Here is a 15,772-nt window from a genome sequence, read left to right as displayed (position 1 = left end):
TATGCATGATCAAAAAGACAATCACGCAGTCAACGATGCGCTTGAGCCAATCAATGCAGCCGCTCCCCAGAGCGGCGCTGATGCATTTGTACTGAGCGCGGAAGAACGTGATGCGATCGAGCACGAAAAGCACCATTACGAGGATCCACGCGCAGCCTCCATCGAAGCACTGAAAATTGTGCAGAAGCAGCGCGGTTGGGTTCCGGACGGTGCGATTTACGCCATCGCGGAAGTGCTGGGCATTCCTGCCAGCGACGTAGAAGGCGTGGCCACGTTCTACAGCCAGATTTTCCGTCAGCCAGTAGGGCGTCACGTGATCCGTTATTGTGACAGCGTTGTCTGCCACATCACCGGGTACCAGGGCATTCAGGCCGCCATCGAGAAAAAACTGAGCATCAAACCGGGTCAAACCACCTTTGATGGTCGCTTCACTCTGCTGCCGACCTGTTGCCTGGGCAACTGCGATAAAGGGCCAACCATGATGATTGATGAGGATACTCACAGTCAGCTGAAGCCTGAAGATATCGAGACGCTACTGGAGCAGTATCAATGATTAAAGACATTGTACGCACTCCCGAAATGCACCCGCTGACCTGGCGGCTGCGCGATGACAAACAGCCGGTCTGGCTGGATGAATACCGCAGCAAAAACGGTTATGCAGGCGCCGAGAAAGCCATCAAGGGCTTGGCCCCGGACGAGATCGTCAACCTGGTGAAAGACGCCGGGCTGAAAGGCCGTGGCGGCGCAGGTTTCTCCACCGGTTTGAAGTGGAGCCTGATGCCGAAAGACGAATCCATGAACATCCGTTACCTGCTGTGTAACGCCGATGAAATGGAGCCGGGCACCTATAAAGACCGCTTGCTGATGGAGCAACTGCCGCACCTGCTGGTGGAAGGCATGTTGATCTCCGCATTCGCGCTGAAAGCCTATCGCGGCTACATCTTCCTGCGTGGCGAATATATCGAGGCGGCGGTGCATCTGCGTCGCGCCATCGCTGAAGCGACCGAAGCGGGCCTGCTGGGCAAAAACATCATGGGCAGCGGCTTCGATTTCGAGCTGATCGTCCATACCGGCGCCGGCCGCTACATCTGCGGCGAAGAAACCGCTCTGATCAACTCGCTGGAAGGCCGTCGTGCCAACCCGCGTTCCAAACCGCCTTTCCCGGCTTCCTCCGGCGTCTGGGGCAAGCCAACCTGCGTAAACAACGTAGAAACCCTCTGCAACGTTCCGGCAATCCTGGCGAACGGCATTGAGTGGTACCAGGGGATCAACGGTGGCAAAAGCAAGGATGCCGGCACCAAGCTGATGGGCTTCTCGGGCCGGGTGAAAAACCCAGGCGTTTGGGAACTGCCGTTTGGCATCACCGCGCGTGAAATTCTGGAAGATTACGCCGGCGGCATGCGTGACGGTCTGCGCTTTAAAGCCTGGCAGCCAGGCGGCGCGGGCACTGACTTTTTGACCGCCGATCACCTCGATCTGCCGATGGATTTCGAGAGCATCGGCAAAGCCGGCAGCCGTCTCGGCACCGCGCTGGCGATGGCGGTGGATCACGAAATCGGCATGGTTCCGCTGGTGCGTAACCTGGAAGAGTTCTTCTCACGCGAGTCTTGCGGCTGGTGTACGCCGTGCCGCGATGGCCTGCCGTGGAGCGTGAAGATCCTGCGCGCGCTGGAGAATGGCGAAGGGCAGCCGGGGGATATCGAAACCCTCGAGCAGCTGTGCCGTTCCCTTGGCCCAGGTAAAACCTTCTGCGCTCATGCGCCAGGTGCCGTAGAGCCACTGCAAAGCGCGATTAAATATTTCCGTGAAGAGTTTGAAGCAGGCATAGCCGTTAAGCACTTCAGCAACGCGCATGCGATTGGCGGCATCCAGCCGAACAATCTGCTGAAGCAACGCTGGTAAGCCGGCTCGTTCCGACAACACGGCCAGAATTTTTGATTAACGCCTGCCGTAAGGCAGGCCACTTGGAAGCATGCTGACTATGGCTACGATTCATGTAGACGGCAAAGAATACGACGTAGATGGCGCTGACAACCTGCTGCAGGCTTGTCTCTCCCTCGGGCTCGATATTCCTTACTTTTGCTGGCATCCGGCGCTGGGAAGCGTCGGCGCTTGCCGCCAATGTGCGGTAAAGCAATACCAAAACGCGGAAGATACGCGTGGCCGTTTGGTGATGTCTTGTATGACACCGGCATCGGATGGAACCTTTATTTCCATCGACGATTCCGAAGCCAAACAGTTCCGCGAAAGCGTGGTCGAGTGGTTGATGACCAACCACCCGCACGACTGTCCGGTATGTGAAGAAGGCGGTAACTGTCACCTGCAGGATATGACAGTAATGACCGGCCACAGCTTCCGTAAATACCGTTTCAGTAAGCGTACCCACAACAATCAGGAGCTGGGGCCGTTTATCTCGCATGAGATGAACCGCTGTATCGCCTGTTACCGTTGCGTGCGCTACTACAAAGATTACGCGGATGGCACCGATTTCGGCGTGTACGGCGCGCACGACAACGTCTACTTCGGGCGTACGGAAAGCGGCACGCTGGAAAGCGAGTTCTCCGGTAACCTGGTGGAAGTGTGTCCGACTGGCGTGTTCACCGACAAAACTCACTCCGAGCGGTATAACCGTAAGTGGGATATGCAGTTTGCGCCAAGCATCTGTCAGCAGTGCAGCATCGGCTGTAACACCAGCCCGGGCGAGCGCTATGGCGAACTGCGTCGTATCGAAAACCGCTACAACGGCAGCGTGAACCACTATTTCCTGTGTGACCGCGGCCGCTTTGGCTATGGCTACGTGAACCAGAAAGATCGTCCGCGTCAGCCGCAGCAACTGCGCGGCAATGACTGGATCACCCTGAACGCCGAACAGGCGATGCAGGGCGCGGCGGACATTCTGCGTCAGGCAAAGAAAACCATCGGTATCGGCTCGCCACGCGCCAGCCTGGAAAGCAACTTTGCGCTGCGTGAACTGGTTGGCGCCGAGAATTTCTACACCGGTATTGCCCAGTCTGAGCAGGCACGCCTGAACCTGATGCTGAACGTGCTGCAAAACAGCGGCGTTTATACCCCGGCACTGCGCGAAATCGAAGACTACGATGCCGTTCTGGTTCTGGGTGAAGATTTGACCCAGACCGGCGCACGCATCGCGCTGTCGGTTCGCCAGGCTGTGAAGGGCAAGGCACGTGCGATGGCTGCGGCACAGCGCGTTGCCGACTGGCAGATTGCGGCAATACAAAACATCGGCCAACGCGCCAAACACCCGCTGTTCGTTACCAACGTGGATAACACCCGTCTGGACGACATCGCGGCGTGGAACTACCGCGCGCCGGTGGACGATCAGGCTCGCTTTGGCTTTGCCATTGCCCATGCGCTGGACAACGCAGCGCCGGCGGTCAGCGATTTGGCTGCCGACCTAAACAAGAAAGTCGACATCATCGTGCAGGCACTGACCGACGCGCGCAAACCGCTGATCGTTACCGGCAGCAACGCCGGCAGCGAAGCCATCATCGAAGCGGCGGCCAACATCGCCAAGGCGCTGAAGGATCGCGGTTCTGACGTTGGCATTACTTTCGTCGCCAGCGCCGCCAACAGCGTCGGTCTGTCGATGATCGGCGGCGGTTCGCTCGATGAAGCGTTGGCGAAGCTGGAAAGCGGCGAAGCCGACACCGCTATCGTGATGGAAAACGATCTTTACCGTCACGCACCGGCGGCGAAAGTGGACGCTGCACTGGCGAAGGTCAGCAACCTGATCGTGGCCGATCACCAGCGCACCGCGATCATGGATAAGGCCAACCTTATCCTGTCAGCGGCCAGCTTCGCTGAAAGCGACGGTACGTTGGTCAACCAGGAAGGCCGCGCGCAGCGCTTCTTCCAGGTTTACGATCCGGCTTACTACGACGATGCGAAGAAAGACGTTTACACCGTGATGCTGGAAAGCTGGCGCTGGATGCACTCGCTGCACTCCACCTACACCAGTCGCCACGTGGATTGGACGCAGCTCGACGACGTGATCGCAGCCTGCGTCACGGCGCTGCCGCAGTTGCAGGGCATTGTGGAGGCGGCGCCGGATGCGAGTTTCCGCATTCGCGGCCAGAAGCTGGCCCGTTCTCCAATTCGCTCCAGTGGCCGCACCGCCATGCGCGCCAACATCAGCGTGCACGAACCGCGTCAGCCGCAGGATAAAGACACCATGTTTGCCTTCTCAATGGAAGGGAACAACAGCCCGCTGGCCGATCGTCAGCAGATCCCGTTCGCCTGGGCGCCAGGCTGGAACTCACCGCAGGCATGGAACAAATTCCAGGCCGAAGTGGGCGGCAAGCTGCGTCATGGCGATCCGGGTATCCGCCTGATCGAAGCAGGGGAGGGTAACCTGGGTTACTTCACCAACGTGCCTGCCGCCTTTAATCATGCGGAAGGCTGGCGTGTCGCGCCGTATTACCACCTGTTCGGCAGTGATGAAATGTCACAGCGTTCCGGTGTGATCCAGCAGCGTATGCCAGAAGCTTATGTGATGGTGAACCCGGCCGATGCCGCTGCGCTTGGCGTTAATGCCGGTGCGCTGGTGGAGTTCAGCTGTGCGGGCCAGCAGCTTCGTCTGCCGGTGCGTCTGAGTGAAACTCTGACCCAGGGCCAGGTTGGTTTGCCGCTTGGCTTGCCAGGGATCCCACCGGTGCTGGTGGGTGCAACGGTTGAAAATCTGCGGGAGGCAACACGATGAGCTGGTTTACCCCTGAGGTGATCGACATTCTGATCTCCATTCTTAAAGCGGTAGTGATCCTGCTGGTCGTAGTGAGCTGTGGGGCATTCATGAGCTTCGGCGAACGCCGTCTGCTCGGCCTGTTCCAGAACCGTTATGGACCGAACCGTGTCGGCTGGGGCGGCTCGTTGCAGCTGGTCGCCGACATGATCAAAATGTTCTTCAAGGAAGACTGGGTACCGAAATTCTCCGACCGGGTGATCTTCACCCTGGCGCCGATGATCGCCTTTACTTCCCTGTTGCTGGCATTTGCCATCGTCCCGGTCAGCCCGACCTGGGCGGTGTCCGACCTCAACATCGGTATTCTGTTCTTCCTGATGATGGCCGGCCTGGCGGTTTACGCCGTGCTGTTCGCCGGCTGGTCGAGCAACAACAAATACTCGCTGTTGGGGGCGATGCGTGCTTCTGCGCAAACCCTGAGCTACGAAGTGTTTCTCGGCCTTTCGCTGATGGGCGTTGTGATGCAGGCTGATTCGTTCAACATGCAGGCCATCGTTGAATCGCAGGCTCACGTCTGGAACGTCATTCCGCAATTCTTTGGTTTTATTACCTTTGCGATTGCCGGGGTTGCGGTGTGTCACCGCCATCCGTTTGACCAACCGGAAGCCGAGCAGGAACTGGCTGACGGCTACCACATTGAATATTCCGGCATGAAGTTCGGTCTGTTCTTCGTGGGTGAATATATCGGTATCGTCACCGTTTCCGCCCTGATTGTGACGTTGTTCTTCGGCGGCTGGCAGGGTCCGTTCCTGCCGCCATTCATCTGGTTCGCGCTGAAAACGGCTTTCTTCATGATGATGTTCATTCTGATTCGTGCTGCTCTGCCACGTCCGCGCTATGACCAAGTGATGTCTTTCGGCTGGAAAGTGTGCCTGCCGCTGACGCTGCTGAACCTGCTGGCGACTGCCGCAGTCATTTTGTACAACGCTCAATAAGGGGTGAATAAACCATGACATTGAAAGAGTTATTGGTTGGTTTCGGCACCCAGGTGCGCAGCATTTGGATGATAGGCCTGCACGCCTTCGCCAAGCGCGAAACCCAGATGTATCCGGAAGAACCGGTTTACCTGCCGCCGCGCTACCGTGGCCGCATCGTGCTGACGCGCGATCCGGACGGCGAAGAGCGTTGCGTGGCCTGTAACCTGTGTGCGGTTGCCTGCCCGGTTGGCTGTATCTCGCTGCAAAAAGCAGAACAGAAAGACGGCCGTTGGTATCCGGAGTTCTTCCGCATCAACTTCTCGCGCTGCATTTTCTGCGGCCTGTGCGAAGAAGCTTGCCCGACCACCGCAATCCAGCTGACGCCGGATTTCGAAATGGGTGAGTTCAAGCGCCAGGATCTGGTGTACGAAAAAGAAGATCTGTTGATCTCGGGGCCGGGTAAATATCCGGAATATAACTTCTACCGGATGGCCGGTATGGCGATTGACGGCAAAGCCAAGGGCGAAGCCGAAAACGAAGCCAAACCGATCGACGTCAAAGGTCTGTTGCCTTAAGGAGCCAGCAAGCATGGAAATTGCCTTTTATCTGGCAGGTTTGATTGCGATTGTCGCGACGATTCGCGTGATCTCGCATACCAATCCTGTGCATGCGTTGCTGTATCTGATCGTCTCGTTACTGGCGATCTCTGCAGTCTTTTTCTCACTCGGCGCGTACTTTGCCGCCGCGCTGGAAATCATCGTTTACGCCGGTGCCATCATGGTGCTGTTCGTGTTCGTGGTGATGATGCTGAACCTCGGCAACGCGGTGCAGCAGCAGGAGCGCGAGTGGCTGAAGCCGTCGGTGTGGATCGGGCCTGGTCTGATGTCGCTGGCGCTGCTGGTGGTACTGATTGTCGCTATCCGCAGCCTGTCCGATCAGGGTATCAGCGGTGATATGGTTGACGCTAAAGCCGTGGGGATCAGCCTGTTCGGTCCTTACGTTCTGGCGGTTGAACTGGCTTCAATGCTGCTGTTGGCAGGTCTGGTTGTTGCCTTCCACATTGGCCGCGAGCACAAACCGGGCGAAGTGTTGAGCAACGCCCCGGCCAGTAGCGAAATGGCGAGAAGAAAATCGGAGGAGCAAGCATGATCCCTCTTCAACATGGTCTGATCCTGGCGGCGATCCTGTTCGTGCTCGGCCTGACCGGGCTGACGCTCCGTCGCAACCTGCTGTTTATGTTGATCAGCCTGGAAGTGATGATTAACGCCGCAGCCTTGGCGTTTATCGTGGCGGGCAGCTATTGGGGCCAACCGGACGGGCAGGTGATGTATATCCTGGCGATCAGCCTGGCGGCTGCCGAGGCCAGTATTGGTCTGGCGTTGCTGCTGCAGCTCTACCGTCGTCGTCATACCCTGAATATCGATACTGTCAGTGAGATGCGCGGATGAACCTATTATATTTAACTATTCTGCTACCGCTGATCGGGTTCCTGCTGTTGGCATTTTCCCGTGGCCGCTGGTCTGAAAACGTCTCGGCGACCGTCGGGGTAGGCTCTATCGGCCTGGCTGCGCTGGTTACGGTGCATGTGGCAATGGATTTCTTCGCCCAGAAAGCCACTGGCGTGCAGCTGTTTGAGCAAAGCCTGTGGAACTGGATGACCGTCGGCAATTTCAATATCGGCGTGACGCTGACGCTGGACGGCCTGTCGCTGACCATGCTGTCTGTGGTTACCGGCGTCGGTTTCTTCATCCACATGTTCGCTTCCTGGTACATGCGCGGTGAAGAGGGGTATTCGCGCTTCTTCGCTTACACCAACCTGTTTATCGCCAGCATGGTGATACTGGTACTGGCAGACAACCTGTTGCTGATGTACCTGGGTTGGGAAGGCGTGGGCCTGTGCAGCTACCTGTTGATCGGTTTCTACTACAAGGATCCGGCCAACGGTGCAGCGGCGATGAAAGCCTTCATCGTGACCCGCGTCGGCGACGTGTTCCTGGCGTTCGCGCTGTTCATTCTCTACAACGAGCTGGGCACGCTGAATATCCGTGAACTGATGATCCTGGCGCCGCAAAAGCTGGCCGTCGGCGATACCGCCATCACCTGGGCTACCCTGATGTTGCTGGGCGGCGCGGTCGGTAAATCGGCGCAGCTGCCGTTGCAGACCTGGTTGGCTGACGCAATGGCGGGTCCAACCCCGGTTTCAGCGCTGATCCACGCTGCGACCATGGTAACCGCTGGTGTTTACCTGATTGCCCGTACTCACGGCCTGTTCCTGATGGCGCCGGAAGTGCTGCATCTGGTGGGTATCGTCGGGGCTGTGACCCTGGTGCTGGCCGGCTTTGCCGCGCTGGTGCAGACCGACATCAAACGCGTGCTTGCTTACTCCACCATGAGCCAGATTGGCTACATGTTCCTGGCGTTGGGCGTGCAGGCGTGGGATGCGGCGATCTTCCACCTGATGACCCACGCGTTCTTCAAGGCGCTGCTGTTCCTCTCCTCCGGTTCGGTGATCCTGGCCTGCCACCACGAGCAGAACATCTTCAAGATGGGCGGCCTGCGCAAGAGCATTCCGATGGTTTACGTCTGCTTCCTGGTGGGTGGCGCTGCGCTGTCGGCGTTGCCGCTGATCACTGCCGGCTTCTTCAGTAAGGATGAGATCCTGGCGGGCGCGATGGCGAACGGTCACCTCAACCTGATGATTGCTGGTCTGGTCGGGGCGTTCATGACCTCGCTCTACACCTTCCGTATGATTTTCATCGTGTTCCATGGCGAAGAGAAAATCAAAGCGCATGCCGGTAAAGGCATCACTCACCACCTGCCGCTGTTGGTTCTGCTGGTGCTGTCCACCTTCGTTGGCGCGATGATTGTTCCGCCATTGCAGGGCGTACTGCCGGACACCACCGAGCTGGCGCACGGTAGCGTGCTGCAACTGGAGATTACCTCCGGCGTGGTGGCTATCGCCGGTATCCTGCTGGCGGCAGCGCTGTGGTTGGGCAAACGCAGCCTGGTCACCAGCATCGCTAAAAGCGCGCCGGGGCGTTTCTTCTCGACCTGGTGGTTCCATGCCTGGGGCTTCGATTGGCTGTATGACAAAGTCTTCGTCAAGCCTTACCTGGGCATTGCGAAACTGCTGCAGCGCGATCCGCTGAACTCGATGATGAACCTGCCGGCCATTTTCTCCCGCTGGGGGAACCGTGGTCTGACGGTGAGCGAGAACGGTCAGGTGCGTTGGTATATAGCGTCTATGGGTGTGGGTGCAGTGGTCGTATTGGCGCTGTTGATAATAATTTAAAGCATTTATCGGGCATAGCTCTGTGCTATGTACAATGTTTTATACCGTATGGATTTCGCGTTGTAGCTAGGCGGCAAGTGCGAGCATCCCCTGGAGCTTACTTAGGTAAGTGACAGGGGTAAACGCCCGCAGCCAACAACGCTACAGCGTGAAAGACAACGGTAGAATAAGGGACACAAAACGCCATGCTATTACCTTGGCTAATTCTTATCCCCTTTATTGGCGGTCTGCTGTGCTGGCAGTTTGAGCGCTTCGGTACTAAGGTGCCGCGCTGGATTGCGTTGATCGCAATGGGGCTGACATTGGCGCTTTCTCTGTATCTGTGGATGCAGGGTGGCTACACATTGACTACGCCGAAAGGCATTCCGCAGTGGCAGTCTGAATTCCTGCTGCCGTGGATCCCACGCTTTGGCATTTCCATCCACCTGGCGCTGGACGGCCTTTCACTGCTGATGGTGGTGCTGACCGGCCTGCTGGGCGTGTTGGCCATCCTCTGTTCCTGGCGTGAAATCCAGAAATACCAGGGCTTCTTCCACCTGAACCTGCTGTGGATCCTGGGTGGGGTAATCGGCGTGTTCCTCGCCATCGACATGTTCCTGTTCTTCTTCTTCTGGGAAATGATGTTGGTGCCGATGTACTTCCTGATTGCGCTGTGGGGTCACAAGGCGTCGGACGGTAAAACCCGCATCACTGCGGCTACCAAATTCTTCATCTATACCCAGGCCAGCGGTCTGGTGATGCTGATTGCGATTATGGGCCTGGTGTTCGTGCACTACAATGCGACCGGCGTGTGGACCTTCGATTACGAAGACCTGCTGCAAACGCCAATGTCGCACAACGTGCAATATCTGCTGATGCTGGGCTTCTTCATCGCCTTCGCGGTGAAAATGCCGGTGGTGCCGTTGCACGGCTGGCTGCCTGATGCGCATAGCCAGGCGCCAACCGCAGGTTCCGTTGACCTGGCGGGGATCTTGCTGAAGACGGCGGCCTACGGCATGCTGCGTTTCAGCCTGCCGCTGTTCCCGGAAGCCTCGCACGAGTTTGCGCCAATCGCCATGTGGCTGGGCGTGGTCGGTATCTTCTACGGTGCCTGGATGGCGTTCGCGCAGACCGACATTAAACGTCTGATCGCTTACACCTCGGTATCGCACATGGGCTTCGTGCTGATCGCCATCTACACCGGCAGCCAACTGGCTTACCAGGGCGCGGTGATTCAGATGATTGCGCACGGTCTGTCTGCGGCCGGCATGTTCATCATCTGCGGCCAGTTGTACGAACGTCTGCATACCCGTGACATGCGCGAGATGGGCGGCCTGTGGGGGCGTATCAAGTACATCCCTGCGCTGTCGCTGTTCTTCGCGGTAGCTACCTTGGGGATGCCGGGTACCGGTAACTTCGTCGGCGAATTCATGATCCTGTTCGGCAGCTTCCAGGTGGTGCCGGTGATCACCGTGATTTCTACCTTCGGTCTGGTGTTTGCTTCGGTTTACTCGTTGATCATGATGCAGCGCGCCTACTACGGCAAAGCTAAATCCGAGCAACCGTTGCCGGGCATGACCGCGCGCGAACTGTTCATCATTCTGCTGTTGGTGGTGTTGCTGGTTCTGCTGGGGGTTTACCCGCAGCCGATTCTGGACACGTCTAATGCGGCGATGAGCAATGTGCAACACTGGTTTGGTTCGTCAGTTTCAGCAATTTCAACAACAAGGCCGTAATTCGCCATGACAATAACTCCTCAACAACTGATCGCACTGCTACCGCTGTTGATCGTCGGATTGACGGTGGTGGTTGTGATGCTAGGCATTGCGTGGCGACGCGACCACTTTATCAACGCCACGCTGACCGTGATCGGTCTAAACCTGGCGCTGCTTTCGCTGTATTTTGTTGGCCAGGCAGGCCCAATGGACGTCACCCCGCTGCTGCGGGTTGACGGCTACTCGATGTTCTATACCGGGCTGGTGATACTGGCGAGTCTGGCGACCTGTACCTTCGCTTATCCATGGCTGGTGGGTTACCCGGACAACCGCGAAGAGTTCTACCTGCTGGTGCTGATTGCCACGCTGGGTGGCATTGTGCTGGCGAGTGCCAACCACCTGGCGTCGCTGTTCATCGGTATTGAACTGATCTCGCTGCCGCTGTTCGGCCTGGTGGGCTATGCCTACCGCCAGAAGCGTCCGTTGGAAGCCGCTATCAAGTACATGCTGCTGTCCGCTGCGGCTTCGTCATTCCTGCTGTTCGGTATGGCGCTGCTGTATGCCGAGTCCGGTGATCTGTCGTTGGCCGGTCTGGGCAAGAGCCTGCACGAAAACATGATGCACCAACCGCTGATCCTGGCCGGTATGGGCATGATGATTGTGGGTCTGGGCTTCAAGCTGTCTCTGGTGCCGTTCCAACTGTGGACGCCGGATGTGTATCAGGGGGCGCCTGCGCCGGTCTCTACCTTCCTGGCCACTGCCAGCAAGATTGCGATCTTCGCCGTAGTGATGCGTCTGTTCCTGTATGCCCCGGCCGCCGACAGCGAAGCGCTGCGTATGGTGCTGTCGATCATTGCCGTCTGTTCAATTCTGTTCGGCAACCTGATGGCTATCAGCCAGACCAACATCAAGCGTCTGCTGGGTTACTCGTCGATCGCCCACCTGGGTTATCTGCTGGTGGCGCTGATTGCGGTGCAAACCCATCAACTGTCGCTGGAAACCGCCGGTGTCTACCTGGCCGGTTACCTGTTCAGCAGCCTGGGCGCGTTCGGTGTGGTTAGCCTGATGTCCAGCCCGTACCGTGGCCCGGACGCCGATTCACTGTTCTCCTACCGTGGTCTGTTCTGGCATAAGCCGATTCTGTCCGCGGTCATGACGGTGATGATGCTGTCTCTGGCCGGTATCCCGATGACCCTGGGCTTTATCGGTAAGTTCTTCGTTATCGCGATGGGCGTCAGCGCTCACCTGTGGTGGCTGACCGGTGCTGTGGTACTGGGCAGTGCCATCGGTTTGTACTACTACCTGCGTGTGACCGTCAGCCTGTTCCTCAGCGCGCCGGAAGCTCTGCAACGCGATACGCCGAACAACTGGGCGTTGACTGCGGGCGGTGTGGTTGTGCTGATCTCCGCTGCGTTGGTGTTGCTGTTGGGTGTCTACCCACAGCCGCTGATTACGCTGGTGCAGATGGCGCAGCCGATGTTCTGATGGGCATCAAGGCAATAAAAAAGGTCGCTTCGGCGACCTTTTTTATGGGGTGGGGGATCAGCCTGGGTTATTTTTAAACGACGCTTCCAGCGCCTGCACGACGGCACGCACCCGCGCAGCGCGCTGCAGGTCGGGGTGCAGCACCAGCCAGATATCCACCCAGTCCTTATTTTCCGGGAAGATGCGCACCAGGTCTGGATCCTTATCCGCCAGGAAGGAGGACAGCAGACCAATCCCCAAACCGCTCCGTGTCGCCGAGCGCAGCAGCAACTGTGAATTGCATTGCAAAACGACGTTGGGATCGATCAGCGCCTCGCCACAGAAATTATTCCAGTGGCGCGGCACCAGTTCGCGCGGAAACATCAGTAAATCGTGGCCGCGCAGGTGGTCGCCTTTGGTTGGCTGGCCGTGTTTATCGAGATAGTCTTGCGTCGCGTACAGCCCCATTTCGATGGTCGCCATGCGCTTGATAATCAGCTCATCAGAATCGGGCCGTGCGCCACGGATCGCCAGATCCGCGCCGCGATAAGAAATATCGGAGATATTAACCGCCGTCAGCAGTGTGACGGTGATTAATGGGTGCTGCTCACGCAGATCCTTCAACGCCGGAATGACAAAGGCCTCGGCCATGGTGTCGGTGGTGGCGATGCGCACGTTACCGCACAGGCTGTCGTCGCCGCTGGTGGCTTTGCGGCCAATTGCCTGCACCGAGTTTTCCATATTCATTACGTCCGCCAGCATTTCCTCGCCCAGCGGGCTGAGGGAAAATGATTTCGGCGTGCGGATAAACAGCTTCGATCCCAAGCTTTCTTCAAACGCGGTAATGCGTCGGCCGACAGTGGCCTGGTCGACGTGTAGTTCATTGGCGGCTTTTCGTAAAGTACCGCAGCGTGCTACTGCCAGGAAGAAGCGTGCGTCATCCCAATTCATCATGCCATTTCCTTTGTACAGGCTTATCGGTCTTATCAGTGTTCATTCTCGCGCAGCCGCTTTGGCTCTGGTTTTGGCTGCAAATGAAGCCCACGTATCATAATTATTTATTATGTTTCAGGATATGAATAAATGCATCAACGTGAAGCAGTTTTGCATCTTTATTTTTACTAAACAATCTTTATGCTTATCAACGTTTATGCTGTGATCTGGCGCACATTTTTGTATCAATGTTACCCTAACGCGTAAGCAGATGCGCATGAGAGCCTGTCTCTGTGGGCTAACCGCCTGGTGGGATTGACTCTGAATCAGGTTGGCCCACCACGACTGGACATGAAAAATGGAGTCTCACGCAGAGAAGTTATACACCCCCGTAGCCCTGGCAACTGCGGACGGTATCAGGGTTATTGCGACGCCTGGCGCGAAAGCGGTAGAGAGAAGTAACGCTGATGTGATTATCCAGGGTCTTGAAGCTCGCGGTATTCAATACATATTCCTGGTACCGGGCAAGCTCGTGTACCCACTAATTAAATCCATTGAACATTCCGGCATTACCGGCATCGTCGGCGCTCATGAAACTGCCTGCGGTTTTATGGCCGATGGCTACGCCCGTGCCAGCCGCAAGTTCGGCGTTTGCCTCGGCATCTCCGGCCCGGGCACCATGAATTTCCTGCCGGCGATGGCTGCAGCACAGGCCGATAAGATCCCGGTGCTGTACCTGGCCGGCGGCATCGCTACCTACCATGAAGCGCAGGGCGCTTTTCAGGACGGCAGCAATAGCGGCATCGATGAGCTGACTATCGTCAAACCTCTGCTTTCCGCCGCCATCGAAGTGAAAAATAATCTGACGTTGCAGCATGAACTGCGGCGCAGTTTGTCTTGCCTGAATACCCAGCGTAAAGGCCGCGCTTATTTAAGCGTACCGGTCGACATGCAAAAGAAAGCGGTGGCCGGCAATCATGCTGCAGATCCGCAGCGCACACCACAGTGCCGCGAAGCGGCGATTGACCAGCAAGGCTTGGATCAGGTGCTGGACGATTACCTGTTGCGCGGCTTGAAGGTTGCCTGCCTGGTGGGCAACCGCATGAATAACCCGCAGGATGCCGAACTGCTGCTGCGCCTGGCGGAGAAGTATCGTCTGCCGGTCGCCACCACGCTGTCCGGCAAGGGGGCGTTTCCTGAAGGGCACGAGCTGGCGCTTGGCCTGTATGGGTTCGCCGGCCATACTCGTGCGGTGGAAACCATCAATGGCGATGACGTGGACGTACTGCTGGTGCTGGGATGCGACCTTAGCCAGCGTGACAGCCTGAACTGGAACCCGCGGCTGCACGGCACCAAAACGTTGGTGGTGATTGACGAAGATTTTGACAAGGTCAGTTCGCACTATCAGCCGGACATGCAGATTTTCTCCAGCCTGACCGGTGGGGTGCAACACCTGCTGGATGCGGTCGGCGACGACGACGCGCACCTGGCCGGTATCAAGGCGCTGCGCGATGGCTGGCTTGACCAGGTGCGTCAATTGCCGCTTGAACAGCAACAGCCTGACTTGCAGGCGCGGCAGGCCGCAGGTGAAGCCAACATGTATCCCGGTGATGTCATCAAACGCATCCGCAGCCGCATGGACGAGGACACCAACGTGGTGGTTGACTCCGGGGCGCACCGTATCTTTATGGCCCACCACTGGCTGGCCAGCGGGCGGGGTGATTACCACACCTCAAGCTCCCTGGCACCGATGGGCTGGGCGATATGCGCCGGTATTGGCATCAAACTGGCGGCACCGCACCGCGATTGCGTGGTAGTGACCGGCGACGGCTGCATGCTGATGCATGGCATCGAGATCCAGACCGCCGCACGTTATCAGGTCAAAATGACCTTTGTCGTAATGAACAACAGCGCCCACGGTGCCATGCATATCGACACGCTTCAGAACCGAGGCGTATCGGCTGATTACACCGCTCTGCCGAGCCACGACTGGAAGTCCTTCGCCAACAGCCTGGGCGTCGCCTCTGCGAAGGCGGCGACGCTGGAGGAGCTGGACGAGGCGCTGGCCGCCGCAGCCGAGTATGAGGGCCCGTTCCTGATCGAAGTGATAGTCGGAAATCATGTCGCACCCAATCGATACTATGCCGAGAGCATCGTAGAATACGAACAGCGTATCAAAGGGTTGTAAGGGCGCGTCCCTGAGGCCGTCGTTAATTATCCTTTGTATCACGCCATTTCTGTTCTTATTCACAGGGTCATGGAGCGATAACAATGTATAAATTGATACTTCTGGCATTAACGATGGCATTTCAGGGGAGCGCGCAGGCTGCTGAAGATCACGGCGAAGGGATCAGCAAAGAAACCTTGCTGAAAACCGAAACCTCGTGGGAGGGCACGCCGTACGGGCAGTATCCGGCCGGCGCCCCACAGATCACCCTGTTGAAAGTGACGGTGGAGCCGAATAAGGTGCTTGCCTGGCATATCCACCCGTGCATCAGTGCGGTGTATATGACCGGCGGCAGCGTTTCTCTCACGGTAAAAAAAACCGGCTTGAAGCACACCTTTAAGCAAGGGGATTCCTTTACCGACACGGTAGATATCGTTCATCAGGGCGTTTCTGGCGATAAAGGGGCGGAGATGCTGGTGTTCTTCGCTTGTGCTGACAACAAACCACTGACGGTGAAAACCGCCGAATAATAGTGTCTTTCAAGCT

13 protein-coding genes are annotated in these 15,772 nt (G+C 57.5%); 12 read left to right on the top strand and 1 reads right to left on the bottom strand.

The window, feature by feature from the left end; genetic code table 11:
* Position 1 precedes the first annotated feature (1 nt).
* The 10 genes from nuoE to nuoN all read left to right on the top strand — a co-directional run bounded on the left by nuoE (position 2) and on the right by nuoN (position 12,147).
* A complete protein-coding gene (nuoE, locus tag JEM67_RS19230; RefSeq protein WP_004947273.1) occupies positions 2-553 on the top strand; it encodes an NADH-quinone oxidoreductase subunit NuoE in 552 nt (183 codons plus the stop codon).
* Positions 550-1,902 carry an NADH-quinone oxidoreductase subunit NuoF gene (gene nuoF, locus JEM67_RS19225; RefSeq protein ID WP_006317998.1) on the top strand — a complete coding sequence of 451 codons (1,353 nt, stop codon included), beginning with the start codon at positions 550-552 and terminating at the stop codon, positions 1,900-1,902. The genes nuoE and nuoF overlap by 4 nt, the downstream gene beginning before the upstream one ends.
* A gap of 79 nt (positions 1,903-1,981) precedes the next feature.
* Positions 1,982-4,720, top strand: coding sequence for an NADH-quinone oxidoreductase subunit NuoG (gene nuoG, locus JEM67_RS19220; RefSeq protein WP_199636203.1), 2,739 nt, complete (start codon positions 1,982-1,984; stop codon positions 4,718-4,720).
* Positions 4,717-5,694: an NADH-quinone oxidoreductase subunit NuoH gene (gene nuoH / locus JEM67_RS19215; RefSeq protein ID WP_013813891.1), complete on the top strand. Its 978-nt coding sequence runs from the start codon at positions 4,717-4,719 to the stop codon at positions 5,692-5,694. The genes nuoG and nuoH overlap by 4 nt, the downstream gene beginning before the upstream one ends.
* A 14-nt stretch (positions 5,695-5,708) precedes the next feature.
* Complete coding sequence (gene nuoI / locus JEM67_RS19210) at positions 5,709-6,251, top strand: NADH-quinone oxidoreductase subunit NuoI (RefSeq protein ID WP_004947256.1); 543 nt, start codon at positions 5,709-5,711, stop codon at positions 6,249-6,251.
* Positions 6,252-6,264: 13 nt separating this feature from the next.
* Positions 6,265-6,825, top strand: a complete 561-nt coding sequence (nuoJ, locus tag JEM67_RS19205) for an NADH-quinone oxidoreductase subunit J (protein WP_199636204.1) — start codon at positions 6,265-6,267, stop codon at positions 6,823-6,825.
* The gene (nuoK, locus tag JEM67_RS19200) at positions 6,822-7,124 is read left to right on the top strand and encodes an NADH-quinone oxidoreductase subunit NuoK (protein WP_004947249.1); all 303 of its coding nucleotides are present in this window, start codon (positions 6,822-6,824) and stop codon (positions 7,122-7,124) included. Before nuoJ ends, nuoK begins: the two co-directional genes overlap by 4 nt.
* On the top strand, positions 7,121-8,968 hold the full coding sequence (nuoL, locus tag JEM67_RS19195) for an NADH-quinone oxidoreductase subunit L (protein WP_199636205.1): 1,848 nt from the start codon (positions 7,121-7,123) through the stop codon (positions 8,966-8,968). Before nuoK ends, nuoL begins: the two co-directional genes overlap by 4 nt.
* A 185-nt stretch (positions 8,969-9,153) precedes the next feature.
* The gene (gene nuoM / locus JEM67_RS19190) at positions 9,154-10,683 is read left to right on the top strand and encodes an NADH-quinone oxidoreductase subunit M (RefSeq protein ID WP_013813888.1); all 1,530 of its coding nucleotides are present in this window, start codon (positions 9,154-9,156) and stop codon (positions 10,681-10,683) included.
* Positions 10,684-10,689: 6 nt separating this feature from the next.
* Positions 10,690-12,147, top strand: a complete 1,458-nt coding sequence (nuoN, locus tag JEM67_RS19185) for an NADH-quinone oxidoreductase subunit NuoN (RefSeq protein ID WP_013813887.1) — start codon at positions 10,690-10,692, stop codon at positions 12,145-12,147.
* Positions 12,148-12,204: 57 nt separating this feature from the next.
* Here nuoN and JEM67_RS19180 read toward each other — a convergent pair whose 3' ends face one another.
* Positions 12,205-13,080 (bottom strand): LysR family transcriptional regulator, encoded by an 876-nt coding sequence (locus JEM67_RS19180; RefSeq protein ID WP_013813886.1) that lies wholly within the window; start codon positions 13,078-13,080, stop codon positions 12,205-12,207.
* Between the two features lie 337 nt (positions 13,081-13,417).
* Here JEM67_RS19180 and JEM67_RS19175 point away from each other — a divergent pair, with 337 nt between their 5' ends.
* Positions 13,418-15,247, top strand: a complete 1,830-nt coding sequence (locus tag JEM67_RS19175) for a thiamine pyrophosphate-binding protein (RefSeq protein ID WP_199636206.1) — start codon at positions 13,418-13,420, stop codon at positions 15,245-15,247.
* 83 nt (positions 15,248-15,330) lie between these two features.
* Entirely contained in the window at positions 15,331-15,756 is a 426-nt protein-coding gene (locus tag JEM67_RS19170) for a cupin domain-containing protein (protein WP_013813884.1), read from the top strand.
* Positions 15,757-15,772: the final 16 nt, after the last annotated feature.

The organism is Serratia sp. PAMC26656 (assembly GCF_016469055.2).
Taxonomy (GTDB): Bacteria; Pseudomonadota; Gammaproteobacteria; order Enterobacterales; family Enterobacteriaceae; genus Serratia; species Serratia plymuthica.
Note: the sequence above shows the minus strand (reverse complement) of the source record. Positions and strands in the feature narration are given on the sequence as shown.

Coding starts and splice junctions, on each gene's coding strand:
- nuoE (WP_004947273.1), top strand. CDS start 2: ATGCATGATCAAAAAGACAATCACGCAGTCAACGATGCGCTTGAGCCA.
- nuoF (WP_006317998.1), top strand. CDS start 550: ATGATTAAAGACATTGTACGCACTCCCGAAATGCACCCGCTGACCTGG.
- nuoG (WP_199636203.1), top strand. CDS start 1,982: ATGGCTACGATTCATGTAGACGGCAAAGAATACGACGTAGATGGCGCT.
- nuoH (WP_013813891.1), top strand. CDS start 4,717: ATGAGCTGGTTTACCCCTGAGGTGATCGACATTCTGATCTCCATTCTT.
- nuoI (WP_004947256.1), top strand. CDS start 5,709: ATGACATTGAAAGAGTTATTGGTTGGTTTCGGCACCCAGGTGCGCAGC.
- nuoJ (WP_199636204.1), top strand. CDS start 6,265: ATGGAAATTGCCTTTTATCTGGCAGGTTTGATTGCGATTGTCGCGACG.
- nuoK (WP_004947249.1), top strand. CDS start 6,822: ATGATCCCTCTTCAACATGGTCTGATCCTGGCGGCGATCCTGTTCGTG.
- nuoL (WP_199636205.1), top strand. CDS start 7,121: ATGAACCTATTATATTTAACTATTCTGCTACCGCTGATCGGGTTCCTG.
- nuoM (WP_013813888.1), top strand. CDS start 9,154: ATGCTATTACCTTGGCTAATTCTTATCCCCTTTATTGGCGGTCTGCTG.
- nuoN (WP_013813887.1), top strand. CDS start 10,690: ATGACAATAACTCCTCAACAACTGATCGCACTGCTACCGCTGTTGATC.
- JEM67_RS19180 (WP_013813886.1), bottom strand. CDS start 13,080: ATGATGAATTGGGATGACGCACGCTTCTTCCTGGCAGTAGCACGCTGC.
- JEM67_RS19175 (WP_199636206.1), top strand. CDS start 13,418: ATGGAGTCTCACGCAGAGAAGTTATACACCCCCGTAGCCCTGGCAACT.
- JEM67_RS19170 (WP_013813884.1), top strand. CDS start 15,331: ATGTATAAATTGATACTTCTGGCATTAACGATGGCATTTCAGGGGAGC.